This window comes from Streptomyces sp. NPDC001709, assembly GCF_053596375.1.
On the sequence record NZ_JBSFGB010000002.1, the window covers coordinates 42,666 to 65,415 of the forward strand.

Consider the following 22,750-nt stretch of genomic DNA (forward strand, 5'->3'; position numbering starts at 1 on the left):
CAATCGGACACGTGTCGTAGCACTTGCCACGCGTGTGCGTATCGGCCGGATAACGGAAGCGGCGGGCAACCGGAACGCTCTTGACGCCGTCCTTGTCCATCGGCGTCACTGCCATGGTGCACGCGCGCGCGTGGGCCTGGACGACGCGCGAGAACCCAGACCGTACGACCGCTGAACCGGAGGGGGCCGGGATGAGACTGCTGCTCGTCGAGGACGACAACCATGTCGCCGCGGCCCTTTCCGCCGTACTCGCGCGACACGGCTTCGACGTCACCCACGCGCGCAGCGGCGAGGAGGCCCTCCAGGCGCTCGTCCCCGAGGGCAACGGCTTCGGCGTGGTCCTGCTCGACCTCGGCCTGCCCGACCAGGACGGCTACGAGGTCTGCGGCAAGATACGCAAGCGCACCAGCACCCCGGTGATCATGGTCACCGCGCGCTCCGACGTCCGCTCCCGCATCCACGGGCTCAACCTGGGCGCCGACGACTACGTGGTGAAGCCGTACGACACCGGGGAACTGCTCGCCCGTATCCACGCCGTCAGCCGGCGCACCGTGCAGGAGGACCCGGCGACCGGCGGCGAGAGCGCCCTGCACCTCGGTCCCGTGCGGATCGAACTGCCCACGCGGCAGGTCACCGTGGACGGTTCGGTGATCCAACTGACCCGCAAGGAGTTCGATCTGCTCGCCCTGCTCGCGCAGCGGCCCGGCGTGGTCTTCCGGCGGGAACAGATCATCAGTGAGGTCTGGCGCACCAGTTGGGAGGGCACCGGCCGCACCCTGGAGGTGCACGTCGCCTCCCTGCGTGCCAAACTGCGCATGCCCGCGCTGATCGAGACCGTACGCGGCGTCGGCTACCGGCTCGTCGCCCCGGCCGCCTAGCGGGGACGGGTGCGCACACGCCTCCTGCCGCTGCTCATCGTCCTGATGGCGGCCGTCCTCCTGGCCCTCGGCCTTCCGCTCGCCGTCAGCCTGGCCGCCGCCCAGCAGCAGAAGGTCGTCGTCGACCGCATCGACGACACGGCGCGCTTCGCGGCGCTCGCCCAGTTCGTCACCGACGGTCCCCGCGGATCCCGGCCGACCCGCACCGACGAGCGGCTGGAGGCCCTGCGCAGCGAACTGGACAGCTACTACGGCGTCTACGGCATCCGGGCGGGCGTCTTCTACCGCAACGGCTCGGCGATGGCCAACGCCCCCGGCGACTGGTTCGTACCGCGGACGGGGGAGGTACGGGGCGCCTTCGAGGAGTCGCTGCTCAGCCGGCGCAGCCACGACCCCAAGCAGGTGTGGCCCTGGCAGCGCAGCCGGCTGATCGTCGCTTCTCCGGTGATCCGGGACGGGGACGTCGTCGCCGTCGTGGTCACCGACTCGCCCACCGGCGAGATGCGTTCGCGGACCCTGCGCGGCTGGCTGGTCATCGGGGCCGGCGAGATCGCGGCGATGCTGCTGGCCGTCGGCGCGGCACTGCGGCTGACCGGCTGGGTGCTCAAACCGGTACGGGTCCTGGACGCCACCACACACGACATCGCCACCGGACGGCTGAAGTCCCGGGTCGCGGCCGCGGGCGGGCCGCCGGAACTCAGGCGGCTGGCCCGGTCGTTCAACGAGATGGCGGACAACGTCGAGGACGTGCTGGAGCAGCAGCGCGCCTTCGTCGCGGACGCCTCGCACCAGCTGCGCAACCCGCTCGCGGCGCTGCTGCTGCGCATCGAACTGCTCGCACTCGAACTCCCGGAGGACAATGAGGAGATCGCCTCGGTCCGCACCGAGGGCAAGCGCCTCGCGCAGGTCCTGGACGATCTGCTCGACCTGGCGCTGGCCGAGCACGCCGAGGCGGACCTGAGGCTGACCGACATCGGCGCGCTCGCCGAGGAGCGCCTCGCCGCCTGGTCACCGGCCGCCGCGGCCAAGGGCGTACGGCTGACCGGGGACTGCCCGCCCACGACCGCCTGGGCGGACCCGATCACCCTGTCCAGCGCCCTGGACGCGCTGATCGACAACGCCGTGAAGTTCAGCCCCGAGGACGGCACGGTGGAGGTCACCGTCGCCGCCGACGGCGACACCTGCACGGTCGTCGTCACCGACACCGGGCCCGGCCTCACCGACGAGGAACTCGCGCGCGTGGGCGACCGGTTCTGGCGCAGTGGCCGCCATCAGAACATCAAGGGCTCGGGCCTCGGCCTCTCCATCGTGAGCGCGTTGCTCACGGCGGGCGGCGGCTCGATCGACTACGCCCACCATGAGCCGCGGGGGTTGCGGGTGACGGTGAGTGTGCCTCGGCACGGGGAATCCTGAGCCGGGGCTTCGGCTGGGGCTGGGGCCAGAGGGGGGCGGCTTGACCGGCCTGGGCGGGGCGGCTCGGGACGTGGTTGTGTCCTCGGGGCGCGAGATTGGGGATGGGAGCTGGTCGCGGCCTTGGTTCGGCGGCGCTTGGCGTGCGGCGAGGGGCGGGCCGTGGAATCGTACGCGGGCTTGGGGCGGCCGGTCCCGGCTCGTTCGTAACGGGGTTCGCCCGCCGGGGTTCCTCCGCCGCGTCGGCCCTACGGCTTCATCGACCGGTAATAGCGGCGGGCGCCCTCCTGGAGGGGCAGGGGGTCGGTGTAGATGGCGGTGCGGAGGTCCACCAGTTGGGCGGAGTGGACGTGGGCGCCGATGCCGTCACGGCTCTTGATGACCGTGCGGGTCACCCACTCGGTCAGCCGGGGATCCACGTCCGCGCGGGTCATCAGGAGGTTGGCCACGGCGATCGTCGGGACCTCGGTGCCCTGCTGCACGGTCGGATAGGTGGACTCGGGGATGTTGGTGGCCCGGTAGTAGCGCGCCCCCTGGCCCTCGTGGTGCAGCCGATCGACGAGGTCGTCCTCGATCGGCACGAACTTGAAGGCGGACTTCTTGGCCAGCGTGACAAGTCCCTTGGTGGGCAGGCCACCCGACCAGAAGAAGGCGTCGATCTTGCCCTGCTGCAGCCGGTCGGGCCCGGTGTCGATGCCGTCCGCGAACGGGGTGATGTCCTTGCCCGGATCGATGCCGGCGGTCTTGAGGACCCGGTCGGCGATGAGCCGCACCCCGGAGTGGGGCAGCCCGATCGCCACCCGCCTGTGCCGCAGGTCCGCGAGGTTTCTGATGTCCGAGTCGCTGCGCACGACGAGCTGCACGTAGTCGTCGTAGAGCCGGGCCACCCCGCGCAGCCGCCCGGCGCCGCTGCCGTGTCGCAGCTCGTACGCCTCCACCGCGTCGGCCGCCGCGATGGTGAAGTCGGCCTTGCCGGTCGCCACCCGCTCCACGTTCTCCTGTGAACCGGCGCTGTTGAGCAGCTTCACGTTCAGGTCGGGCATGTCCTTGGCGAACTCGGCGCGCAGCCGCTCGCCGTACTCCTGGTACACGCCCCGGGGCGTGCCCGTGCTGAAGACGATGGTCCCGCTCGGCGGCTTCTCGCCCAGCGGCAGCAGCCACCACAGCAGCAGCCCGAGCACCACGGCACCGGCCGCCGCGGCCGGCAGCGCCCGGCGTCTGCTGATACGGGGGAACACCTTGGACATGCGGCGATCCTGCCAGGCCGGGCGCGGCGCTGACCAGGGCCGAGGTCACTCCGGCCCCAGGAAGGGTGCGCTCCGGCTCCACGCAGGGCGCGCTCTGGGCCCCGTGAAGGGTGCCGCCCCGGCCCCGCGAAGGGTCCGCTCCAGGCCCGCGAAGAGAGCGCCCCGGGCTGCCCGGGAAGAGGAGCAGGGGCTCTGTCAGTGGTGGCCGATAGAGTCGTCGCATGAGCACTTCACCGTCCGACCTCGTGCGAGAGTTCCACCGTGCCTTCGGCCTCGACGCCCGCAGTACGCCGACGGAGGTGGACCCCGAACTGGCCGCGCACCGCGGGGAACTGCTCGCGGAGGAGGCCGCGGAGGTCGCCGAGGTCGCGGTCGATGGCCCGCTGGACAAGCTCGCGCACGAACTGGCCGACGTGGTCTACGTGGCGTACGGCACGGCACTGGTCCACGGCATCGACCTCGACCAGGTGATCGCCGAGATCCACCGCGCCAACATGAGCAAGCTCGGCCCGGACGGGCAGGTCGCCCGCCGGGCCGACGGCAAGGTCCTCAAGGGGGAGCACTACCGGGCACCGGACGTGTCGTCGGTACTGCGCCGCCAGGGCTGGATACCGGCGGCGCGGCACGGTGCGGCGGAGCCGAGCGTCCGGCCGGGCGCCTAGAGGGTGCCGCTCGCCAGCTTCCACTCGCGGTTCAGGGTGCCCAGCGGGATGCTCCGCTGGATGACCGGCGTACCGAAGACGGAGAGCTGGAGCCGCAGGGTCCCGGACAGGTCGACCCCGCCGTACACACCCCAGGAGCCCTCGGCCTTCGCCCCGCCGCCGTCGGAGGAGGCGGTGACCGTGCCGGAGGCCTCGCCGCGCAGATACGGCGCCAGGTCGGCGGTGACGCCGACGGTGCCGTAGAGGCCGACGGATGCCTCGGCGCCGAGCGCCGTCTTCATGGTGCCGGCGGTGGTGACGGAGGCGCGCACGGGCGTGCTCGTCATGTTCGAGGAGCTGACCGGCGTCCAGCCCTTGGCCGGGCCGAAGGTGCCGCCTGCCTTGAAGCCGCCCTTGACGTTCTGCTCGACGTCGACGGTGACGTGCCCGTCGCCGCTGATCTGGACGTAACAGGTCAGGTCGAGGTTGACGACGACGGGCACGGGGCCGACCTGGAGGACGGGGTCGGCATGCAGCTTGGCGAACGGGATCCGCAGCGGGGTGCCGGTGCTCGCGGCGGCCCGGCCCCTGACCGCCCAGCCGGAGGTCCAGTCGCCGGACACGCCGAGGTAGGCGGAGCCGGGCGGCGCGTCGGTACCGGCGCCGCCGTAGGCGAAGTCGACCTGCGGGGCGACCTGGACGAAGCCGTTCACCGAGGCGGCGGCCGAGACCGGGGCGCCCTGGGCCGTCGGTATCCCGGCGCTCACGTCGAGCCGGAGGCTGCCGAGCGGCACCGTCGCACCCTTCGGTCCGGCGTGCACGTCACCGGCCTTCGTCCAGGACACCTTCACATCGGGCAGCAGCTTGTCCACGGAGAACGACGACGGGTCGACCGGTACGGCGCCCTTGGCCGTCTCGTCGCCGAGCAGCGCGTTGAGGGTGGCCGGTTCCGTCTGCACCTCGGTGCCGCCGCCCGTCTCGCCGATCACCTTGGTGACCTTGGCGAGCAGCCCGTGCGGCGCGCCGGGCGCGGGCGCGCTGGCGATCACATCGCCGACGGCGGCCTTGTGCGGGGCGCGGGAGGGGGTGGGCGAGGCCGTCGGGGAGCCGGATGAACTCCCTTGGCGGGCAGGCCGGTCGGAGAGCACGGCCCGCCGGGAGTGGCTGTCGTACGAGCTGATGGCGAGCGCCGTTTTGTGGGCCCGCTGTCCGGAACCGGCCGGTCCCGCCGTGGCGGTCGCGGTGGTGGCGGGAGCGGCGGCGACGGCGAGCGGGCGGTCCGTGCCGTCGGCGGGCCGCCCGTCGGTCTCGGCCTGCCGGCCGTGCCCGGCGGTCGCCGACGGCTCGGCGTGCGGTGCGGCCGAGGAGCAGGCCGCGGTGAGGAAGAGGGCGGTCACGGCGAAGGCGGGCAGCAGGGCACGTCTGTGCCGCATGCGTCTGCGCATGGTGGGTCCTGTGTGAGGTGGGGGGTGGCAGAGAGGTACCGGGCGAGCGTCCTACTGGTGGGTAGAACCGACCGGTAACTCGTATTGAGCCATGAGCATGCCACCCCGCCCGCAGGGTTCCCTCACAATCCGGCCACATCTCAACGTGAGGTGTGACACGGCCGGTTGGAGCCGGCCAGGGCTCAGCGGCCGGCCAGGCCCGTGCCGCCCAGGCGGGTCAGCAGGGACGACAGCTGTGCGATGTCGTCGGCGCTCCATGCCGGTGCGGCGAAGAGTTCCGTGGCCGTCTCCTCGGCCGTGGTGAGCATCTCCTTCAGGCGCCGTCGGCCCGTGGTCGTCAGCGACGCGTAGGCCACGCGCGCGTCCCGGGCATCCGGCTCGCGGGTGACCAGCCCGATCCGCTCCAGCGGGGCCAGCCCGCGCGTGACCCCGGAGGCCGTCAGGCCCAGCGCCTCGGCGAGGTCGACCCGGCGCATACGGCCGCCGGGTGCCTGTCCCAGCCGTAGCAGCACGGTGAAGTCGGCCAGGCTGACCCCGTGCAAGCCGCTCAGCCGGGAGTCGAAGCGCCGGACGAGCGCCGCCTGGGCCCGCACCAGCCGCAGCGCCGCGTCCAGGGTGGCCTGCGGGTCACTCGTGCCTCTCATTTGCCACCTCCTTGAGTACTCAAGTTTATGAGCCGTACGAACGGGCCGCGCGTCGCTGCCGCTTGCCCATCGGCGCCTGGGAGAGGTCCTCGGCGGTGGAACGGAGGTTCTTGAAGCCGTAGCCGCGCTCGGTCAGCCAGGCCTTCGCCGCCTCCTCGGCCCGCTCGGTCGCTTCCAGGATGTCCTCCTCTTCCTCCCCGGTGTCGGAGAAACGGAAGACGAAGGCCGGCCGGGCGGCGATGTCGTAGCTCAGGTTGCCCTCGGGGGTGAACGCGGCGCGCAGCACGTCGTGTTCGGCGGCGTCCGCCAGCAGCGCGGCCCGCTGTGCGTCGGTGAGGCCGTCGAAGGCGCCGCGTACGGTGATCCGGAAAGTGCGTGTACTCATCCCGCGACCATAGGCACGGCGGACCCGCCGCCTCCACCGAGTTTCCGGAGGCCGCCCCGGCCCGCGGAGCCGGCGGGATCCCCCTGTTCCCGCCGGCCCGTCGTCCCCCGTGGCCTCATGATGACCCCGGACCGGTCGCCCGACCCCTCCGCTTGCGTCAACTCCCTCACGACAACCGGGATTCGACCAACCCGCGCCCGAACCCGCGCCGCGCGTCCCACCCCGTCAGGCGGCCTGTCACGAGATGTGCCCGCTCCCGTACAGTCCGGGGGTGCGCGTGCTCCGGCACGGCCACGTCCGGCGGCTCGACGTCGACCAGGAGAAGAGAACATGGACATCGAGGCAGGTCCCGGCTCCCCCGCGGACGTTCCCGGAGCGGGGCGGGCGGTGCCGGAGGCGGAGCCCGCGGTCGTCGAGCGGTGGCGGGCGGCGGGAGGTGAACTGGTCGAGCTGCTGTCCCAGGTGCGGGAGCGGTTCGGCGGGATCGCCGCGTTCCGTCTCGGACCGGCGCCCACCGTGCTCGTCACCGACCCGCAGGCCGTCCAGCACGTACTCGCCCGGCGCCCGGACCAGTACGTCAAGCGTTCGCACCGCGCCCGGCTACTGATCGGCGACGGTGTCGTCGCCGCCACCGGTCCGGCGTGGAAGCGGCAACGCCGCCTGCTCCAGGCCCAGTTCACCGGTACCGGGATGCGCCGCTACGAACACCGGATCACCGAGGCCGCCCGGACCACCGCCGGGCGCTGGGCGGCGTACGCCCGTACCGGGCAGACCCTCGACGTCGGCCGCGAGATGCGCCGCTTCGCGCTCGACGCCATCTGGCGCTCCCTCACCGGGCACGCCCTCGACGACGGGACCGAGCGCGAACTGGCCGCCGTGGCCGCCGTGGCGGCCGCCCTGCCGGCCCTGCCCGCGGATGCCACCGACGCACAGGGCGCCGTCGCCGCCGATCTCGCCCGGATCGACGCGGTCGCCCGGCACGCCGTCGAGGCCGCTCGTGACGGGGCGGCCGGCCCCGACGGCCCGGGCCTGCTGCAGGTGCTGATCGACGCCGCCGCCGAGCACCCGGAGTACACCGACCGGCTGATCCGCGACGAGCTGGTCACGCTGCTCGCGGCCGGGCACGAGACCACCGCCACCACGCTGACCTGGCTCCACCTGCTCCTCGACCGGTATCCCGGCGCCCGCGAGCAGGCGCTCGCCGCCGGCGGCGAAGGCTCGGCGCAGCGCCGACAGGCCATCCAGGCCCTGGTGCACGAGACGCTCCGGCTGTACCCGCCCGCGTGGATCCTGCCCCGCCACGCCGCCGAGGACGACACCCTGGCCGGGTACACCGTGGAGGCGGGCACCGACCTCCTGGTCTGCCCGTACCTCACGCACCGCGATCCCGGACTGTGGCCGGACCCGGAGCACTTCGACCCCCGGCGCTTCCTCACCCCGGACGGCCGGCCCGGCCACCCGGGCGCCTACCTTCCCTTCGGCATGGGCCCCCGAGCCTGCCTCGGGGCGCAGTTCGCGCTCCGGGAATCGACCATCCTCCTGGAGCGTCTGCTGCCGGTCCACACGCCGGTCTTCCACTCCACCCCCGCCAAGACCCGGTACGGCTTCATCGTCAGTCCCGACGGCCCCACCCCGGCATCCCTGGCCCCGCCGCTCACCTGAAACGGGCCGTCGGCGTGCGGCCGGCCGAGGGGGCGGAGGCGCCGTCGCGCGGCCGGCTCCCCGGGCGAGCGCCTACCCTGGAGCCGTACCGTTGCTGCGTGCCCGTACGGGAAGGCGGTGGCGTTCCATGCGGTACGTGGCGGTGAGCGCGCTCAGCCATCCCGGGCTGCTGCGCGAACGGAACGAGGACAGCCTCGTGATCGGGCCGTGGACCCTGTGCGCCACGGTGACGGAGAGTCCGCAGACCCTGCTCTTCCCGCTCGGGACGCCGCTGGTCGTCGCCGTCGCCGACGGGCTCGGCGGGCATCCCGGCGGTGAGGTGGCCAGCGCCCTGACCGTCCGCCGGATGGCGGCCGTCGGATCCGCCCTGGGCAGCGAGGACGCCGTCCGCGACGCCTTGAACGCCTGCAATCGCGCCGTGTACGAGGCCGCCGGCGGCGACCGGGGGAGCGAGCTGGCGGCCATGGGCACGACGGTCGCCGGCACCGTCGTGCAGCCGGGCTCGCTGCTGGTGTTCAACGTGGGCGACAGCCGGGTCTTCGAGGCTTCCCGTGACGGGCTGCGCCAGGTGAGCGTCGACGACAGCCCCCCGCCCGAACCCGGGCGGCGTACCACGTCCATCGTCACCCAGTGCCTGGGCGGCAGCCTCTCCTACCGCGCCGTCCACCCCCATGTGGCGGCCTCGTCCCTGGCTCCCGGCGACCGTTACCTCATCTGCACCGACGGCCTGACCGATCCGCTGCCGGAGGAGGTGCTCCACGAGGTGATGAGGGAGCACGACGACGGCCGGGCGGCGTTCGAGCTGTGGAAGGCCGCCATCGCGGCGGGCGGCCCCGACAACATCACGCTGGCGGTCGTACGCGTCGCGGACGACTAGACGACGAGGGGCCGCCTGGGGGCTCCCAGGGCTCCCAGGGCTCCCAGGGCTCCCAGGGCTCCCGGGGACTCCCAGGGGCTCCCGCGGGGGACATCTCAACGCGCCTCCGCGTCCTCCGGCGGGAAGCCGTACCGACCCTGCAACCGGACGAAGCAGGCCCAGGTCAGGACCCGCAGCCGCGCCAGCCCCGACGCGGTGCGCTCGAAGCACACCACCTGCTCGTGCCCGCCCGGACCGATCGGCTGCACCAGACGGCCGCGCGGCCCCAGCTGGGCGACGAGCGGCGCGGGCACCTCCGGGAACGCCGCCGACACGAGGACGGCGTCGTACGGCGCCCGGTCCGGCACACCGCCGCTGCCGTCGCCGACGCGCAGCTCCACGTTCCGCACGCCCTGACGTGCGAGGTTCACGCGCGCCTGGCGGGCTATGCCCGGCCGCATCTCGATGCTGACCACGTCCGCGGCCAGCCGGGCGAGCAGAGCGGTCTGGAAGCCCAGGCCCGTACCGATCTCCAGGACGTGCTCGCTCCCGCCCAGACCCAGGCTCTCGATCATCATGGCGGACAGCGAGGGCTGTGTGGTCACCTGCCCCTGCCCGATCGCAACGGGTACGTCCCGGTAGGCGTCGGCCTCCTCCCCGGGCGGGACGAATCCCGCCCGGGGAGTCGTCCGCACGGCTTCGAGCAGCCGCTCGTCCCCGACCCCGGCCGCGGTGAGGGCCCGTACGAGATCGTCCGGTGCTCCGGGTACGGAGTGCACGGGCCGGCTCACCACCTCGCGACCGCCTTCGGTGGAGGAGACGCCCTACCGTGGAGACATGACCGAGATCGTCGTCTACGAACTCGACAGGCCCGGGTCGACGCGCTCCTCCGCGGGATCGGCCAGTGGCGCGGAACGGCGGGTCCGCAAGGTGCACGCGGCACCGACGGCCCCGGGTTCGCGCACCGCCGCGGGACCGCGGACCCTGTGCGGCAGGGATACCTTCGCCATGGAGACGGCCGACTGGAAGCCCTCCGAACACCCCGGAGCGCCCTGGTACCCCACGGAACACGCGTCCGTGGTCTGCTCGGACTGCGCCGCCGTGATGGAGACCTGACCGGCGCACCGGCTGCCCGATGCCGCCGCGCCCACGGCGTTCCCGTCGCTCAGCCGCGTTCCACGTACTCCTTGAAGTGCTCCAGATCGCCGCGGACGAGGCGCTCGATCGCGTTCGTCTGGGCGAAGCCCTTCGGTCCGCCGAAGGTGACCCGGACCGTGTCGGGGTCGTACTCCAGGCGTGCCTGGATCCGGGTGTGGTTCCGGTCGATCGGCTGCACCGAGAAGGAGCCCATCAGCTCGGGGCCGCCTCTGGTGAGCCACTCCATCAGGTGCTCGCCGCGGTCGGTGACCTCGGCCTCGACCTCCCGGGCCCGGCCGCCCGCCTCGACCTCCAGATGCGCCCGGCCCCCGGCCTCCGTACGCGCACCTCGCACTCCGTCCATGAAGCGCGGATAGTTCTCCACCCGGTGCAGGGTCTCCCAGGCCCTGTCGACCGGCACCTCGACGTCGACGTGCAGTTCGAGGGTGCTCATGGCCCACCTCCACGTGCAGCTCATGACGCATGGCCTTCTTCTTACAGTGTGCGCCTTGCGGGGTGGGGACAGTATTGGAGTTTCGTATCCTGAATAAGGAATACTGTATACAAAGTCGCTCGCGCGAGAGGAGCCGCTCCATGCTGTTCCGCCTGACCCCGGAGGGCGAGCGACTCGTCGTCTGGTCCAAGCGGATCCTCGCCGAGCACGACGCGTTCAAGGCCGAGGTTGGCCGTCATGCGGTCGGGCAGCACCGGGACGCTAGGGCTGGGCACCACGTCCCGCCGGCCTCCGCACGGCGCTGATCGACCGTGACAGGACCGGCAAAGGATGCGGCCCGTGGTCAGCACTAGTGAGAATCGCGAGGTGGTGCGCTCGTCCGTCGGCACGTACGCGGTGACGACGAACCTGCCCCGCCGCGCGCGAACGCGTCGCCCAGGGCGGTGGCGATCTCGCAGACGATCTGCCACTCGTGCTTGCCCGTCTTCGGCTTCATCACCGCCCGCACCCGGTTGACCCGGCGCTCGGCGTTGGCGAAGGTGCCGTCCTTCTCCAGGAACGACGCGCCGGGCAGGAAGACGCGCGCGAACCCGGCCGTCTCGTTGAGGAACAGGTCCTGTACGACGACCAGGTCCATGGCCGCCAGCGCGGCGCTGACGTGCTGGAGGTTCGGGTCGGAGACATGGCGGTAGCCGGAGAGCTCGGGCGGGAAGGAGCCTGCCCATGTCGCAGGAGCCCTGCACGTTGTTCTGGCCGCGCAGCGGGTTCACGCCGACGCCGTCGCGGCCGATGTTGCCGCGCGCCATCGCGAGGTTCGCCATGCCCATGACCATCGTGGAGTCCTGGCTGTGCTCGGTGACGCAGAGGCCGTAGTAGATCGCCGCGTTGGGCGCCCCCGCGTACAGCCGTGCGGCGGCCCGCAGTTGAGCGGTCGGCACCCCGGTGATGGCCTCGGTGGCCTCCGGGCTGTTCTCCGGGAGGGCGACGAACTCGGCCCATTCGCCGAACCCCTCGCAGCGCTCGTCGACGAAGGACCGGTCGGTCAGGCCCTCGGTGGCCACCACGTGCGCCATGGCGTTGACGACGGCGACGTTGGTGCTCGGCTTGAGCCGCAGATGGTGCGCGGCCTCGATGTGCGGCGAGCGCACCAGGCCGATGCGGCGCGGGTCGACCACGACGAGCTGCGCGCCCTCCCGCAGGCGCCGCTTCATCCGCGAGGCGAACACCGGGTGGCCGTCGGTGGGGTTGGCGCCGATCACCATGATCGGCAGACCCGGGCACACGTGTCGACGTTGTTGTTGCCGAAGGCCGCGCGCACCGTCTTCTGGACGGCATACACCTCTTCGTTGGTGCACCGCGAGGAGCTGATGGCGCCGATCGAGCCCGGGCCGTACGTGTCCTGGATGGCGCGCATCTTCCGGGCGACGGTCCCGATGGCCTCGTCCCACTCGACCTCCCGCCACGGGTCCGTGATCCTCTCGCGGACCATGGGCTTGAGGATGCGGTCGGGATGGGGCGCGTACCCGAAGGCGAAGCGGCCCTTGACGCAGGAGTGGCCCTCGTCCGCCCCGCTGTCCTTGTCGGCGTCCACTGTCGTGCTCGTCGACCACTCCACGAGGTGCGGCTCGCCACAAAACGGATATACGAATTGCGAAATTCTGCAATTGCTTACATGCTGTGGAGATGGAACGTTTCCGGGCCCGAGCCCGTACGGGAGCCGCCCGGATCGCCTGCCTCCTGCCCGGCCGCAGCGACCTCGCGGAGATGCGGCGTGACCCCCGGCGGGATCTGCTGGCCGGCCTGACCGTCGCCATCGTCGCGCTGCCCCTCGCGCTCGGCTTCGGAGTCTCCTCCGGCCTCGGCGCCGAGGCGGGCCTGGCGACCGCCGTCGTCGCGGGCGCGCTGGCCGCGGTGTTCGGCGGCTCCAATCTGCAGGTGTCCGGGCCGACCGGCGCCATGACGGTGGTGCTCGTCCCGATCGTCGGCCGGTACGGGCCGACCGGTGTGCTGACCGTCGGACTGATGGCCGGCCTCATGCTCGTGGCGCTGGCCGCGCTGCGGGCCGGGAAGTACATGCAGTACGTGCCCGCCCCGGTCGTCGAGGGCTTCACCCTCGGCATCGCCTGCGTCATCGGTCTCCAGCAGATCCCGAACGCACTGGGTGTGCCCAAGCCCGAGGGCGAGCGCGTGCTCGTCGTCACCTGGCGGGCGTTCGCGGAGTTCGCCAAGGCGCCGAACTGGACCGCGGTCGGGTTCGCGGTCGCGGTGGCCGCGGTCATGCTGGCCGGTGCGCGGTGGCGGCCGACGATCCCGTTCTCCATCCTCGCCGTGATCGCCGCGACGATCGTCGCGCAGGTCGCGGACCTGGACGCGGCCAAGCCCATCGGTGACCTCCCCGCCGGGCTGCCGCTCCCCTCGCTGTCGTTCCTCGACCTCGGCTCACTGGGCACCCTGCTCGCCCCCGCGGTGGCCGTGGCGGCACTCGCCGCGCTGGAGTCCCTGCTGTCGGCGTCGGTGGCCGACGGCATGACGGTCGGGCAGAAACACGACCCGGACCGGGAGCTGTTCGGGCAGGGCCTGGCCAACATCGCCGCCCCCCTCTTCGGCGGCGTCCCGGCGACCGGCGCGATAGCCCGTACCGCGGTCAACGTCCGCACCGGCGCGAGCTCCCGCTCGGCCGCGCTCACGCACGCCGCGGTCCTCGCCCTGATCGTGTTCGCGGCCGCGCCCCTGGTGTCGAAGATCCCCCTGGCCGCCCTCGCGGGCGTGCTGCTGGCCACCGCGGTCCGCATGGTGGAGGTCGGCTCGCTGCGGGCCATGGCCAAGGCCACCCGCTCGGACGCGCTGATCCTCGTCCTGACCGCGGCCGCGACCCTGGCCCTCGACCTCGTCTACGCAGTGATCATCGGACTGATCGTGGCGGGCGCCCTCGCGCTGCGCGCCGTGGCCAGGCAGGCCCGCTTCGACCGGGTGCCCCTCGATCCCGCCGACCACAGCGTGGAGGAGCATGCCCTGCTCGCCGAGCACATCGTCGCGTACCGCATCGACGGCCCGCTGTTCTTCGCCGCCGCCCACCGCTTCCTGCTGGAGCTGACCGAGGTCGCCGACGTCCGCGTCGTGATCCTGCGGATGTCCCGGGTGTCGACCATGGACGCCACCGGCGCCCTCGTCCTGAAGGACGCGGTGGAGAAGCTGAACCGGCGCGGCATCGTCGTCATGACGTCCGGCATACGGCCCGGCCAGCGCCAGGTTCTCGACTCGGTGGGCGCGCTCGGCCTCCTCCGCCTGGACGGCCGGGAGTACGCCACCACCCCCGAGGCGATCCAGGGCGCGCGCGACCACCTGCAGATGGCCGGCGTCCTGCCCGCCGTCCCCGCGCAGCCGACCGGCCCGAAGACGACGGACAGCACCGAGGAGCCAGCCCGATGAGGCAGCAGCCTGGGCCGCCCGGTGTTCACCCAGCGCGACGTGACCGTCGTACGGCCCGCCCGGCCCGCCCGGCCCGCACGACACGATCCTGAGCATCCCCCCAGACGGTCACCGGCTTCCGCCTCGCCCGCGCCGCGGAGCGCTGAGGTGCACCCCACCCCCATGACGTACGTATCGGCTCACTGAGTGAAAGACACTGGTCCCATGAGTGAAACCCTTCCCCCCTGCCCCGAATGCTCCAGCGCGTACACGTACGAGATGGGCGCGCTCCTCGTCTGCCCGGAATGCGGCCATGAGTGGTCGCCGTCCGGCTCGTCGGCCGACGCGGGCGGGGACAAGGTGATCCGTGATGCGGTCGGCAACCCGCTCGCCGACGGCGACACCGTGACGGTGGTCAAGACGCTCAAGGTCAAGGGCAGCCCGACCGGGATCAAGGCGGGCACCAAGGTGCGCAACATCCGCCTCGTCGACGGGGTGGACGGCCACGACATCGACTGCAAGATCGACGGTTTCGGCGCCATGCAGCTGAAGTCCAGCGTGGTCAAGAAGGTCTGAACCGTGTGGATGCGATGCACCGACGTCCGGCCGGTGGAGCCGAGCCGGTGTGTCGGGGAGGGGACGGCACGATGAGTACGCCGCTGTACCAGCTGAAGGCCGAGTTCTTCAAGACGCTCGGCCATCCCGCCCGCATCCGGGTCCTGGAGCTGCTGAGCGAGCGCGAGCACGCGGTCGCCGAGATGCTGCCCGAGGTGGGCATCGAGCCCGCGCACCTGTCCCAGCAGCTGGCGGTGCTGCGGCGGGCGAACCTGGTGGTGACCCGCAAGGAGGGCTCCACCGTGTACTACTCGCTGACCAGCCCGCACGTGGCCGAGCTGCTCCGGGTCGCGCGGACCATCCTGTCGGGCGTGCTGGCCGGGCAGGCCGAACTGCTGGCCGACCTGCAGGCCGCGCAGGGAGAGGCACCGATAAATCCTCATAAAAACAGGTAAAGTGCGGGGAAAGTGCCGTAACTCCGGCCGCTGAACGCCGTTTTGACCGCCTGTGGACACGTCGTCACCGGGTCAAGGAGGGTTCATGGGCCTGTTGCGCAAGATCCGCGACAGCGGGCGGGTGGCCGAGCCCGCGCCGCCGCGCCCGGCGGGTGAGGCCCCGCCAGGGGCGCGGGAGCTCGGCGGTTCGGCGCAGGTGCGCTGCGTGGACGCGGGCTCCTGCAACGGCTGCGAGATCGAGATCGCCGCGGCCTTCAACCCGGTCTACGACGCCGAGCGGTACGGGGCCCGCCTGGTGGCCTCGCCCCGGCACGCGGACGTGGCGCTGGTGACGGGGCCGGTGACGCGGAACATGGCCGCGCCGCTGCGGCGCACGGTCGCCGCGATGGGAGAGCCGCGGCTGGTGGTCGCGGTCGGGGACTGCGCGATCGACCGCGGAGAGTTCGCGGGCGGGTACGGCGTCGAGGGCGCCGTCTCCGACGTCGTACCGGTCGATCTGGCCGTGCCCGGATGCCCGCCGGAGCCGGGCGAGATCGTGGCGGCGCTCAGGAGGGTGACCGGGCGGTGAGCGCGATCTCGGTCGCCCTCGCGACGGCCACCGCACTGGGCGGCGCGGGCGCGCCGGCCGGTCTCGGACTGCCGGACCGGGTCCGCGTCCCGGTCGTGGGAGTGCTGACGGCGGGTGTGGGGGTGGCGGGTGGCACAGCGGGTGTGGCCGCACTGGGCGGAGGCCGTTGGTCAGCCGGGTTCCCCGGGCTGCTGCCGCTGGCCGGGGCACAGCTGGCGGTGGATGCGTGGGCGGGCCTGTTCCTGGCGGTGGCGGGGGCCGTCTTGGCGGCGGTCGCGGTGTACGGGATCGGCTATGCGCACGGGCACGGCCCGCACGGACTCGGCTCCCGTACGGCGCAGGCGCTGCTGCCGCTGTTCGCGCTCACGCTGATCCTGGTTCCGGCGGCCGCGTCGGTGTCCACGTTCCTGGCGCTGTGGGAGCTGATGGCGCTCACCTCCCTGCTCCTGGTGGCGGCCGAGCACCGGGAGAGGACGACGGTGCGGCAGGCCGGCGTGTGGTACGCGGTGATGACGCATCTGGGGCTCGTACTCCTGCTGGCCGGGCTGGCCCTGTTCGCCGGGCAGGCGGGCGGGGAGTCCTTCGCGGCCCTGCGGGCAGGCGCGGACGGCATGTCGCCGACGGTGCGCGGTCTGGTCTTCGTCCTGGTGGCGGCCGGGTTCATGTCGAAGGCGGGTGCCGTGCCGCTGCACGCCTGGCTGCCGCGCGCACATCCGGAGGCGCCCAGTCCCGTCTCGGCGCTGATGAGCGCCGCCATGGTCAACCTCGGCGTCTACGGTCTGGTGCGGGTCGGCTTCGACCTGCTGCGCGGGGGACCGGCCTGGTGGTGGCTGACGGTGCTCGCGCTGGGCGGGCTGTCCGCGGTGTACGGCATCCTGCAGGCCGCGATGGCCTCGGACCTGAAGCGGCTGCTGGCCTACTCGACCTCGGAGAACATGGGCCTGGTGCTGATCGGTGTCGGCGCCGCGGGCCTGTTCGCGGCGTACGGGGACGCGGCACTGGCCGCGCTGGCGCTCGCGGCAGCGCTGCTGCACGTGGTCAACCACTCGGCGTTCAAGGCGCTGCTGTTCTGCGCGGCGGGCTCGGTGCTGCGGGCCACCGGGGAACGCGACCTGGACCGGCTGGGCGGGCTGCGCTCGCGGATGCCGTTCACGGCGGGCCTGTTCGCCGTCGCCGCGCTGGGCGCGGTGGCGCTGCCGCCGGGCAACGGCTTCATCAGCGAATGGCTGCTGCTGCAGTCCCTGATCCACGGCCTCCAGGTGCCGGGTGTGGCACCGGCTGTCGTCCTGCCCGTCGCCGTGGCGCTGATCGCGCTCTCGGCGGGGCTCGCGGCGGCGGTGTTCGCCAAGGCGCTCGGCGTGGGGTTCTTCGCCCGGCCGCGCGGTGACCGGGCCGCGGCGGCCAAGGAGGCGCCGTCGCTCATGCTCGCCGGGATGGCACTGCTCGCGATCCTGTGCGCGGCCCTCGCGCTGGCGCCCGGACTGCTGGGCGACGGCCTCGACCGGGCCGTGGGCACGGTCGGGCTGCCGGGAAGCGGAGCGGTGTCGGGCGGCGGGCTGAGGGTACGGCTCGCCGACATCTCCGCGTCGTTCTCACCGCTGTGGATCACCGCCGCCCTGACCGGCGTGCTCGTCCTGGCCACCGCGCTGCCCCGCCTCTACGGGCACCGGCGCCGACGCCGGAACGCGCGCCTGTGGGACTGCGGCGGAGGCGCGCCGACCCCGCGCATGGCCTATACCGCGACCTCGTTCGCCGAGCCGCTGCAACGGGTCTTCGACGACGTCCTCGCGCCCGAGCAGGACGTGAACGTCACGCCGGTACGGGAGTCGGCCTACCTGGTGGAGCGGGTGCGCTTCTCCCGCGCGGTGCCCGACCGGATCGAGCACCGGCTGTACGAACCGGTGCTGACCGCCCTCGCCCGTACCGGACGTGCGGCGCGCCGGCTGGCGGGCGGCAGCGTGCATCTCTACCTCGGCTACGGCTTTGCCGGCCTGGTCGTCCTGCTGTTGGCCTTGGCGGTGGGCTGGTGATGAACGGAATCGGATACGCGGCCGTGGTCGGCCAGGTCGTGGTCGTCGTGGCCGGGGCGCCACTCCTGGCCGGGTGGACGCGGCAGGTACGGGCCCGCCTGGAGGGCCGGGCCGGGGCCGGGGTGCTCCAGCCCTGGCGCGACACACGCAAGCTGCTGCGCAAGGAGCCGATCACGCCCGTGGGAACCGGGCCCGCCTTCCGGGCAGCCCCCGCGCTGCTGGTGGCCACCACCGTGGTCGCGGCCGGCCTGGTGCCGTTGCTGTCGACGGACACCCCGGTCAGCGGTCATGCGGACCTGATCGTGGTGGTGGCGCTGATCGCGCTGGGCACGCTGGCCCTCGCGCTGGCCGGGCTGGACACGGGCACGGCGTTCGGCGGGATGGGCGCCTCCCGGGAGATGACGGTGGCCGCGCTGGTCGAGCCGACCATCCTGCTGTCGGTGTTCGCGCTGTCGATACCGGCCGGGACGACCAACATCCCGGCCATCGTCTCCGGCGCCGCCCACGACCCGGCCCGACTCGCCTCCCCGGCCGGGCTGCTGGCCACGACCGCGCTCGCGGTGGCGGTGCTCGCGGAGACCGGCCGGATCCCGGTCGACAACCCCTCCACCCACCTCGAACTGACCATGATCCACGAGGCGATGGTGCTGGAGTACGCGGGCCCGGACCTGGCGCTGGTCGAACTCGGCGCCCAGATGCGGCTCACCCTGCTGCTCGGGCTGCTGTCCTCGCTGTTCGTGCCGTGGGGCATCGCCACGGGCGGCTCCTGGGCGGCCCTCGGGGTGGCCCTGGTGCTGTTCGCGGTGAAGGCGGCGGTGCTGGGTGCGGTGCTGGCGGCGGCCGAGGTGTGCTGGGCCAAGGTGCGGCTGTTCCGGGTGCCCGAGCTGCTCGCCGGTTCCTTCCTGCTGGCGCTGCTCGCGGTGACCGCCTCGTACTTCCTGAACGGAGCGTCATGAGCGACGGACTGTTCACCCAGCTCCTCGACCTGGCCTGCGGGGCCTTTCTGCTGGCCGCCGTGATCGTGCTGTGGCGGCGCGAACTCGCCGCGATCGTCCGGGACTTCGCCTTCCAGGGGGTTGCCCTCGCCGCGATCGCCGTGCTGCTCGGCGCGCACGAGGAGCGGTGGGACCTGGTCGCCGTGGGCCTCGGCGTCGGGGTGCTCAGGGCGGGCGTCCTGCCGTATCTGATGCGGCGCGCCCTGGCCGCGCTCACCGCGGACCGGCAGCGCTACGGCACCGGTGGCGCCGAGACCCGGGAGACCCAGCCGCTGGTCAACGTCGCGGCCTCGCTGCTCACGGCGGCGCTGCTGACCCTGCTGGCCTACGCGGTGGCCCGGCCCCTGACCGTGCTGGACCCGACACCGGCCACCCGGGCCCTGCCGGTGGGCCTGGCCGTCGTCCTGATCGGCTTCTTCGTGCTGGTGACCCGGCGCCGGGCGCTCGCGCAGGTGGTCGGCTTCCTGCTGCTGGACAACGGCATCACCGCCACCGCCTTCCTGGCCACCTCCGGTGTGCCGCTCATCGTGGAACTCGGCGTCTCCTTCGACGTCCTGCTGGCGGTGCTGGTGCTGCAGATCCTCACCACCCGGATGCGGGAGGCGTTCGGCACCACCGACATCGACGACCTGCGGGAGTTGCACGACTGATGCCCCTTACTGCTTCCGCGCTGCTGCTCACCGCGCCCGCCGCCGTGCCGCTGGCCATGGCCGGCGGGTACGCACTTGCCGCAGTGCGCACACGCGCCACCACCGCGGCATGCGCCCCGGCGCTCCCCGAGGCCCGGCAACGAGTGCCCGCACAGGGCTCCGCCCTGGTGACGGAGGTGCCTGAGTCCGGCATGGTGCCTGCGCGCGGCGTGGTGTCTGAGTCCGGAATGGTGCCCGAGCCCGGCACGGTGCCTGCGTCCGGCACGGTGCCCGAGCCCGCCACGATGCCCGAGCCCGGCATGGTGCCTGCGCCCGCCACGATGCCCGAGCCCGGCGTGGTGTCTGCGCCCGGCATGGCGCCCGAGCCCGCCACGGTGCCCGAGCCCGCCACGGTGCCTGCGCCCGCCACGGTGCCCGAGTGGCAAGTGGGGGACCGGGCCGGGCTCGTTTCGCCCGCCGTGATCCTCGCGTGCGGGAGCCTGCTCGCGACGGACGTGCTCGACGGCGGAACCCGGCACGCGTACTCGGGCCTGCTGCGCGCGGACGCGCTGACCGCGTGGATGCTGCTGGTGGTCGGCGCCGTCGCACTGATCGCCTGCGGCTCGGCCCCCGGGTACCTGAGGGGCGAGCGGCTCGCCGGGCGGGCGACGGACCGGACGGTGTGGCGCTACCACGTCCTCGTCCAGGCGTTCCTGGCCGCGATGTGCCTGGCCGTCGTCACCGCGAACCTGGGCGTGCTGTGGGTCGCGGTCGAGGCCACCACCATCGTCACCGCCTTCCTCGTCGGGCGCCGCCGCACCCGCGCATCCGTCGAGGCGGCCTGGAAGTACGTGGTGATCTGCTCGGCCGGGATCGCGCTCGCCTTCCTCGGCACGGTCCTGATCTACTACGCGGCCCGGCAGGCGGGCATCGCCGAGGCATGGGCGCTGGACTGGCCCACCCTGGTCGCCCGCGCAGACCGCCTCGACCCGGCGGTCACCCGGCTCGGCATCACGCTCGTCGTGCTCGGCTTCGGCGCCAAGGCCGGTCTGGTCCCGCTGCACGCCTGGCTGCCGGACGCCCACAGCCAGGCCCCGGCGCCGGTCTCCGCGCTGATGTCGGGGGTACTGCTCTCCGTCGCCCTCGCCGCGGTCCTGCGCTACCGGGTCATCGCGGACGCCGCTCTCGGCGCCGACTTCACCCGGGTCCTGCTGGCCGGGATCGCCCTGCTCACCCTCGCCCTCGCCGCCGGGCTGCTGCTCGCCCAGCGCGACTACAAACGGATGCTCGCCTACTCGTCCATGGAGCACATGAGCCTGATCGCCCTGGCCGCGGCGATCGGCAGCCCCCTCGCCCTGTCCGCCGCACTGCTGCACATCGCCGGCCACGGCCTGGCCAAGTCCGTCGCCTTCTGCGCCTCCGGCCGGATCCTGTGGTTGCGGGGCACCAGCCGGATCGGTCGGGTGCGCGGACTGATCGCCCAAGTGCCTTGGCTGGGCGGCGTTTTCGGGCTGGCCATGGCGGCACTGCTCGGCTTCCCGCCGTTCAGCCTCTTCGCCTCCGAACTCGGCATCGCCCGCGCCGGATTCGCCGCCGGAGGCGGTCTGGGGTGGGCCATGGCGGTGGCCCTCCTCCTGGTTCTGGTCGCCTTCGCGGCGCTCGCCGTGCGCACCGCGCGGATGCTGCTCGGCACCGCGCCCGCCGCGCCCGCCGCGCCCGAGGCGCCGGCCGCGCTGTGGCCCCTGGTGCTGGGGCTGATCGCCTGTGCCGTGCTGGGTGTGGCGACGGGCCCGCTCGGCGACCTGCTGTCCCAGGCCGCCGCCGTCCTCGAAAGGCCGTGACCGATGCGCACCGTCCACGACGTCCACACCACCCAACTGGCCGAGCGGGCAGAGGCGTTGCTGCGCGCGGGCCACCGCCTCGCCCTGGTCGCCGCCCACCACGACCCGGACGCCGTCCGCGTGGTGTACCTCTTCGTCGCCGGGCCGCCCGACACCCGCACCGAACTCCACGTCCGCCTCGACCCCGGCCGGCCCGAAGTGCCGACGCTCGCCCCTGTCTCCTTCCCCGCGGGCCGGTTCGAGCGGGAGATGCGCGACGTGCACGGCGTCGTCCCCCTGGACCACCCCCTCCCACGCCGCCTGGTACGCCATTTCCACTGGCCCCGCGGCTGGTACCCGATGCGCCCCGACGCCGGCCCGCCGCCGCCCTTCGGTGAGCAGGAAGGCCCGTACCCCTTCCTGGAAGTGGAGGGCGAGGGCGTGTACGAGATCCCCGTCGGCCCGGTGCACGCGGGGCTGATCGAGCCCGGCCACTTCCGCTTCTCGGTCGTCGGGGAGACCATCCTCAGGCTCAAGGCCCGCCTGTGGTTCGTCCACAAGGGCATCGAGGGACTCTTCCAGGGCCGTACGGTCGCCGCCGGGCTCCCGCTCGCCGAGCGCATCAGCGGCGACACGGCCGTCGGCCACGCCCTCGCGTACTGCCTGGCCGTCGAAGAGGCCACCGGCACCGAGGTCCCGGCCGAGGCCGGACGGGCCCGCGCCCTGCTTCTGGAACTGGAGCGGATCCACAACCACGTCGCCGACCTCGGCATGCTCTGCAACGACGTCGGCCACGGCATCCTCAACGCCCACGCCCAGCGCATCCGGGAACAACTCCTGCGCCTCAACAAGGAGGTCACCGGCCACCGGCTGCTGCGCGGCGGCGTCCTGCCCGGCGGCGCCTGCCTCCGGTCCGTGCCCGGCGTACGACGCCTGAAGGCGATCGGCGAGGACATCCGCGAGATCACCGACCTCGCCCTGGGCCACTCCACCGTTCGTGACCGCTTCACCGGGACCGCCGTCCTGAAGACCGACGCCGCCCGGGAGATCGGCTGCCTCGGCTACGTCGCCCGCGCCAGCGGACTGGCCGAGGACGCCCGCGCCGCACACCCCTTCACGGAGTACGGCACCCAGCTGGACGTACCCGCGCACGACAGCGGCGACGTCCTGGCCCGCTTCCTCGTCCGCGCCCAGGAGATCGAGACGTCCCTGCTCCTGATCGAACGGTTCGCCGAGGATCTCGGCACGCCTGGCGCCGTACCGCCGCCCTCACCCGCACCAGGCACCGGCACCGGTCCCGGCACGGGCGTGGGCCTGGTGGAGGGCTGGCGGGGCACCATCACCACCCGCGTCGAACTCGCCCCGGACGGGACGCTGGCCCGGGTGCGGCCGGTCGACCCGTCGTTCTTCAACTGGCCCGCGCTGCCGGTGGCGCTGGCGGACACGATCGTCCCGGACTTCCCCCTCACCAACAAGAGCTTCAACCTCTCCTACGCCGGCAACGACCTGTGACGCGGGCGGCCTCAAGCCG

At 73.0% G+C, this 22,750-nt stretch carries 22 protein-coding genes and 1 pseudogene; 16 read left to right on the forward strand and 7 right to left on the reverse strand.

The features are described 5' to 3' along the window. The first annotated feature begins 191 nt into the window (after nucleotides 1–191). Both ACWC0C_RS03120 and ACWC0C_RS03125 read left to right on the forward strand, forming a co-directional pair. Nucleotides 192–878, forward strand: a complete 687-nt coding sequence (locus ACWC0C_RS03120) for a response regulator transcription factor (RefSeq protein WP_450861190.1) — start codon at nucleotides 192–194, stop codon at nucleotides 876–878. A 9-nt stretch (nucleotides 879–887) separates the two neighbouring features. After that, nucleotides 888–2,291 carry an ATP-binding protein gene (locus ACWC0C_RS03125; protein ID WP_449200734.1) on the forward strand — a complete coding sequence of 468 codons (1,404 nt, stop codon included), beginning with the start codon at nucleotides 888–890 and terminating at the stop codon, nucleotides 2,289–2,291. A 245-nt stretch (nucleotides 2,292–2,536) separates the two neighbouring features. On the opposite strand, the gene ACWC0C_RS03130 is transcribed toward ACWC0C_RS03125, so the two are convergent. Continuing rightward, nucleotides 2,537–3,535, reverse strand: a complete 999-nt coding sequence (locus ACWC0C_RS03130) for a TAXI family TRAP transporter solute-binding subunit (protein ID WP_449200733.1) — start codon at nucleotides 3,533–3,535, stop codon at nucleotides 2,537–2,539. 221 nt (nucleotides 3,536–3,756) lie between these two features. Here ACWC0C_RS03130 and ACWC0C_RS03135 point away from each other — a divergent pair, with 221 nt between their 5' ends. Continuing rightward, the gene (locus tag ACWC0C_RS03135; RefSeq protein WP_450861193.1) at nucleotides 3,757–4,197 is read left to right on the forward strand and encodes a pyrophosphohydrolase domain-containing protein; all 441 of its coding nucleotides are present in this window, start codon (nucleotides 3,757–3,759) and stop codon (nucleotides 4,195–4,197) included. Here the strand turns inward: ACWC0C_RS03135 and ACWC0C_RS03140 are convergent. The 3 genes from ACWC0C_RS03140 to ACWC0C_RS03150 form a co-directional block, all read right to left on the reverse strand. Continuing rightward, nucleotides 4,194–5,621: a hypothetical protein gene (locus ACWC0C_RS03140; protein ID WP_450861194.1), complete on the reverse strand. Its 1,428-nt coding sequence runs from the start codon at nucleotides 5,619–5,621 to the stop codon at nucleotides 4,194–4,196. The two genes, ACWC0C_RS03135 and ACWC0C_RS03140, sit on opposite strands and share 4 nt — an antisense overlap. Nucleotides 5,622–5,803: 182 nt before the next feature. Then, nucleotides 5,804–6,265: a MarR family winged helix-turn-helix transcriptional regulator gene (locus ACWC0C_RS03145; protein ID WP_449200730.1), complete on the reverse strand. Its 462-nt coding sequence runs from the start codon at nucleotides 6,263–6,265 to the stop codon at nucleotides 5,804–5,806. 25 nt (nucleotides 6,266–6,290) lie between these two features. Beyond that, the gene (locus ACWC0C_RS03150) at nucleotides 6,291–6,650 is read right to left on the reverse strand and encodes a DUF6204 family protein (RefSeq protein WP_450861197.1); all 360 of its coding nucleotides are present in this window, start codon (nucleotides 6,648–6,650) and stop codon (nucleotides 6,291–6,293) included. A 330-nt stretch (nucleotides 6,651–6,980) separates the two neighbouring features. Between ACWC0C_RS03150 and ACWC0C_RS03155 the strand changes: the two genes are divergently transcribed. Together ACWC0C_RS03155 and ACWC0C_RS03160 are read left to right on the forward strand one after the other, a co-directional pair. Further along, entirely contained in the window at nucleotides 6,981–8,312 is a 1,332-nt protein-coding gene (locus ACWC0C_RS03155) for a cytochrome P450 (RefSeq protein ID WP_450861198.1), read from the forward strand. 127 nt (nucleotides 8,313–8,439) lie between these two features. Then, entirely contained in the window at nucleotides 8,440–9,189 is a 750-nt protein-coding gene (locus ACWC0C_RS03160; RefSeq protein ID WP_450861200.1) for a PP2C family protein-serine/threonine phosphatase, read from the forward strand. 95 nt (nucleotides 9,190–9,284) lie between these two features. On the opposite strand, the gene ACWC0C_RS03165 is transcribed toward ACWC0C_RS03160, so the two are convergent. Further along, nucleotides 9,285–9,947, reverse strand: a complete 663-nt coding sequence (locus ACWC0C_RS03165) for a protein-L-isoaspartate O-methyltransferase family protein (RefSeq protein WP_449200726.1) — start codon at nucleotides 9,945–9,947, stop codon at nucleotides 9,285–9,287. Between the two features lie 58 nt (nucleotides 9,948–10,005). Between ACWC0C_RS03165 and ACWC0C_RS03170 the strand changes: the two genes are divergently transcribed. After that, nucleotides 10,006–10,284 carry a hypothetical protein gene (locus ACWC0C_RS03170; protein ID WP_449200725.1) on the forward strand — a complete coding sequence of 93 codons (279 nt, stop codon included), beginning with the start codon at nucleotides 10,006–10,008 and terminating at the stop codon, nucleotides 10,282–10,284. Nucleotides 10,285–10,333: 49 nt separating this feature from the next. On the opposite strand, the gene ACWC0C_RS03175 is transcribed toward ACWC0C_RS03170, so the two are convergent. Further along, nucleotides 10,334–10,759: an SRPBCC family protein gene (locus tag ACWC0C_RS03175; RefSeq protein WP_450861202.1), complete on the reverse strand. Its 426-nt coding sequence runs from the start codon at nucleotides 10,757–10,759 to the stop codon at nucleotides 10,334–10,336. Nucleotides 10,760–10,899: 140 nt separating this feature from the next. Here ACWC0C_RS03175 and ACWC0C_RS03180 point away from each other — a divergent pair, with 140 nt between their 5' ends. Then, nucleotides 10,900–11,064: a hypothetical protein gene (locus tag ACWC0C_RS03180; protein WP_450861734.1), complete on the forward strand. Its 165-nt coding sequence runs from the start codon at nucleotides 10,900–10,902 to the stop codon at nucleotides 11,062–11,064. Between the two features lie 21 nt (nucleotides 11,065–11,085). Here ACWC0C_RS03180 and ACWC0C_RS03185 read toward each other — a convergent pair. Next, nucleotides 11,086–12,338, reverse strand: a pseudogene (locus tag ACWC0C_RS03185) (molybdopterin-dependent oxidoreductase); the annotation flags it as partial. A 104-nt stretch (nucleotides 12,339–12,442) separates the two neighbouring features. Here ACWC0C_RS03185 and ACWC0C_RS03190 point away from each other — a divergent pair. The 9 genes from ACWC0C_RS03190 (at nucleotide 12,443) to ACWC0C_RS03230 (ending at nucleotide 22,731) form a co-directional block, all read left to right on the forward strand. After that, nucleotides 12,443–14,188 (forward strand): SulP family inorganic anion transporter, encoded by a 1,746-nt coding sequence (locus ACWC0C_RS03190; protein WP_450861204.1) that lies wholly within the window; start codon nucleotides 12,443–12,445, stop codon nucleotides 14,186–14,188. Between the two features lie 204 nt (nucleotides 14,189–14,392). Further along, nucleotides 14,393–14,743 (forward strand): zinc ribbon domain-containing protein YjdM, encoded by a 351-nt coding sequence (locus ACWC0C_RS03195; protein WP_449200722.1) that lies wholly within the window; start codon nucleotides 14,393–14,395, stop codon nucleotides 14,741–14,743. 71 nt (nucleotides 14,744–14,814) lie between these two features. Further along, nucleotides 14,815–15,177: an ArsR/SmtB family transcription factor gene (locus ACWC0C_RS03200; RefSeq protein WP_450861206.1), complete on the forward strand. Its 363-nt coding sequence runs from the start codon at nucleotides 14,815–14,817 to the stop codon at nucleotides 15,175–15,177. Nucleotides 15,178–15,262: 85 nt separating this feature from the next. Continuing rightward, complete coding sequence (locus ACWC0C_RS03205) at nucleotides 15,263–15,745, forward strand: NADH-quinone oxidoreductase subunit B family protein (RefSeq protein ID WP_450861208.1); 483 nt, start codon at nucleotides 15,263–15,265, stop codon at nucleotides 15,743–15,745. Further along, the gene (locus tag ACWC0C_RS03210) at nucleotides 15,742–17,775 is read left to right on the forward strand and encodes a proton-conducting transporter transmembrane domain-containing protein (protein ID WP_450861210.1); all 2,034 of its coding nucleotides are present in this window, start codon (nucleotides 15,742–15,744) and stop codon (nucleotides 17,773–17,775) included. Before ACWC0C_RS03205 ends, ACWC0C_RS03210 begins: the two co-directional genes overlap by 4 nt. After that, nucleotides 17,775–18,731 carry a respiratory chain complex I subunit 1 family protein gene (locus ACWC0C_RS03215; protein ID WP_449200718.1) on the forward strand — a complete coding sequence of 319 codons (957 nt, stop codon included), beginning with the start codon at nucleotides 17,775–17,777 and terminating at the stop codon, nucleotides 18,729–18,731. The genes ACWC0C_RS03210 and ACWC0C_RS03215 overlap by 1 nt, the downstream gene beginning before the upstream one ends. Then, nucleotides 18,728–19,420: a hypothetical protein gene (locus ACWC0C_RS03220; protein WP_449200717.1), complete on the forward strand. Its 693-nt coding sequence runs from the start codon at nucleotides 18,728–18,730 to the stop codon at nucleotides 19,418–19,420. Before ACWC0C_RS03215 ends, ACWC0C_RS03220 begins: the two co-directional genes overlap by 4 nt. After that, a complete protein-coding gene (locus ACWC0C_RS03225) occupies nucleotides 19,420–21,240 on the forward strand; it encodes a proton-conducting transporter transmembrane domain-containing protein (RefSeq protein WP_450861212.1) in 1,821 nt (606 codons plus the stop codon). The genes ACWC0C_RS03220 and ACWC0C_RS03225 overlap by 1 nt, the downstream gene beginning before the upstream one ends. Nucleotides 21,241–21,243: 3 nt before the next feature. Beyond that, a complete protein-coding gene (locus tag ACWC0C_RS03230) occupies nucleotides 21,244–22,731 on the forward strand; it encodes a hydrogenase large subunit (protein WP_450861213.1) in 1,488 nt (495 codons plus the stop codon). Nucleotides 22,732–22,750 lie beyond the last annotated feature (19 nt).

Excerpts from the sequence above, each read along its gene's own strand:
- ACWC0C_RS03180 (WP_450861734.1), top strand. The coding sequence starts at position 10,900 with ATGCTGTTCCGCCTGACCCCGGAGGGCGAGCGACTCGTCGTCTGGTCC.
- ACWC0C_RS03140 (WP_450861194.1), bottom strand. The coding sequence starts at position 5,621 with ATGCGCAGACGCATGCGGCACAGACGTGCCCTGCTGCCCGCCTTCGCC.
- ACWC0C_RS03220 (WP_449200717.1), top strand. The coding sequence starts at position 18,728 with ATGAGCGACGGACTGTTCACCCAGCTCCTCGACCTGGCCTGCGGGGCC.
- ACWC0C_RS03195 (WP_449200722.1), top strand. The coding sequence starts at position 14,393 with ATGAGTGAAACCCTTCCCCCCTGCCCCGAATGCTCCAGCGCGTACACG.
- ACWC0C_RS03155 (WP_450861198.1), top strand. The coding sequence starts at position 6,981 with ATGGACATCGAGGCAGGTCCCGGCTCCCCCGCGGACGTTCCCGGAGCG.
- ACWC0C_RS03230 (WP_450861213.1), top strand. The coding sequence starts at position 21,244 with ATGCGCACCGTCCACGACGTCCACACCACCCAACTGGCCGAGCGGGCA.
- ACWC0C_RS03130 (WP_449200733.1), bottom strand. The coding sequence starts at position 3,535 with ATGTCCAAGGTGTTCCCCCGTATCAGCAGACGCCGGGCGCTGCCGGCC.
- ACWC0C_RS03225 (WP_450861212.1), top strand. The coding sequence starts at position 19,420 with ATGCCCCTTACTGCTTCCGCGCTGCTGCTCACCGCGCCCGCCGCCGTG.
- ACWC0C_RS03200 (WP_450861206.1), top strand. The coding sequence starts at position 14,815 with ATGAGTACGCCGCTGTACCAGCTGAAGGCCGAGTTCTTCAAGACGCTC.
- ACWC0C_RS03205 (WP_450861208.1), top strand. The coding sequence starts at position 15,263 with ATGGGCCTGTTGCGCAAGATCCGCGACAGCGGGCGGGTGGCCGAGCCC.
- ACWC0C_RS03190 (WP_450861204.1), top strand. The coding sequence starts at position 12,443 with ATGGAACGTTTCCGGGCCCGAGCCCGTACGGGAGCCGCCCGGATCGCC.
- ACWC0C_RS03215 (WP_449200718.1), top strand. The coding sequence starts at position 17,775 with ATGAACGGAATCGGATACGCGGCCGTGGTCGGCCAGGTCGTGGTCGTC.
- ACWC0C_RS03120 (WP_450861190.1), top strand. The coding sequence starts at position 192 with ATGAGACTGCTGCTCGTCGAGGACGACAACCATGTCGCCGCGGCCCTT.
- ACWC0C_RS03170 (WP_449200725.1), top strand. The coding sequence starts at position 10,006 with ATGACCGAGATCGTCGTCTACGAACTCGACAGGCCCGGGTCGACGCGC.
- ACWC0C_RS03160 (WP_450861200.1), top strand. The coding sequence starts at position 8,440 with ATGCGGTACGTGGCGGTGAGCGCGCTCAGCCATCCCGGGCTGCTGCGC.
- ACWC0C_RS03150 (WP_450861197.1), bottom strand. The coding sequence starts at position 6,650 with ATGAGTACACGCACTTTCCGGATCACCGTACGCGGCGCCTTCGACGGC.
- ACWC0C_RS03175 (WP_450861202.1), bottom strand. The coding sequence starts at position 10,759 with ATGAGCACCCTCGAACTGCACGTCGACGTCGAGGTGCCGGTCGACAGG.
- ACWC0C_RS03135 (WP_450861193.1), top strand. The coding sequence starts at position 3,757 with ATGAGCACTTCACCGTCCGACCTCGTGCGAGAGTTCCACCGTGCCTTC.
- ACWC0C_RS03145 (WP_449200730.1), bottom strand. The coding sequence starts at position 6,265 with ATGAGAGGCACGAGTGACCCGCAGGCCACCCTGGACGCGGCGCTGCGG.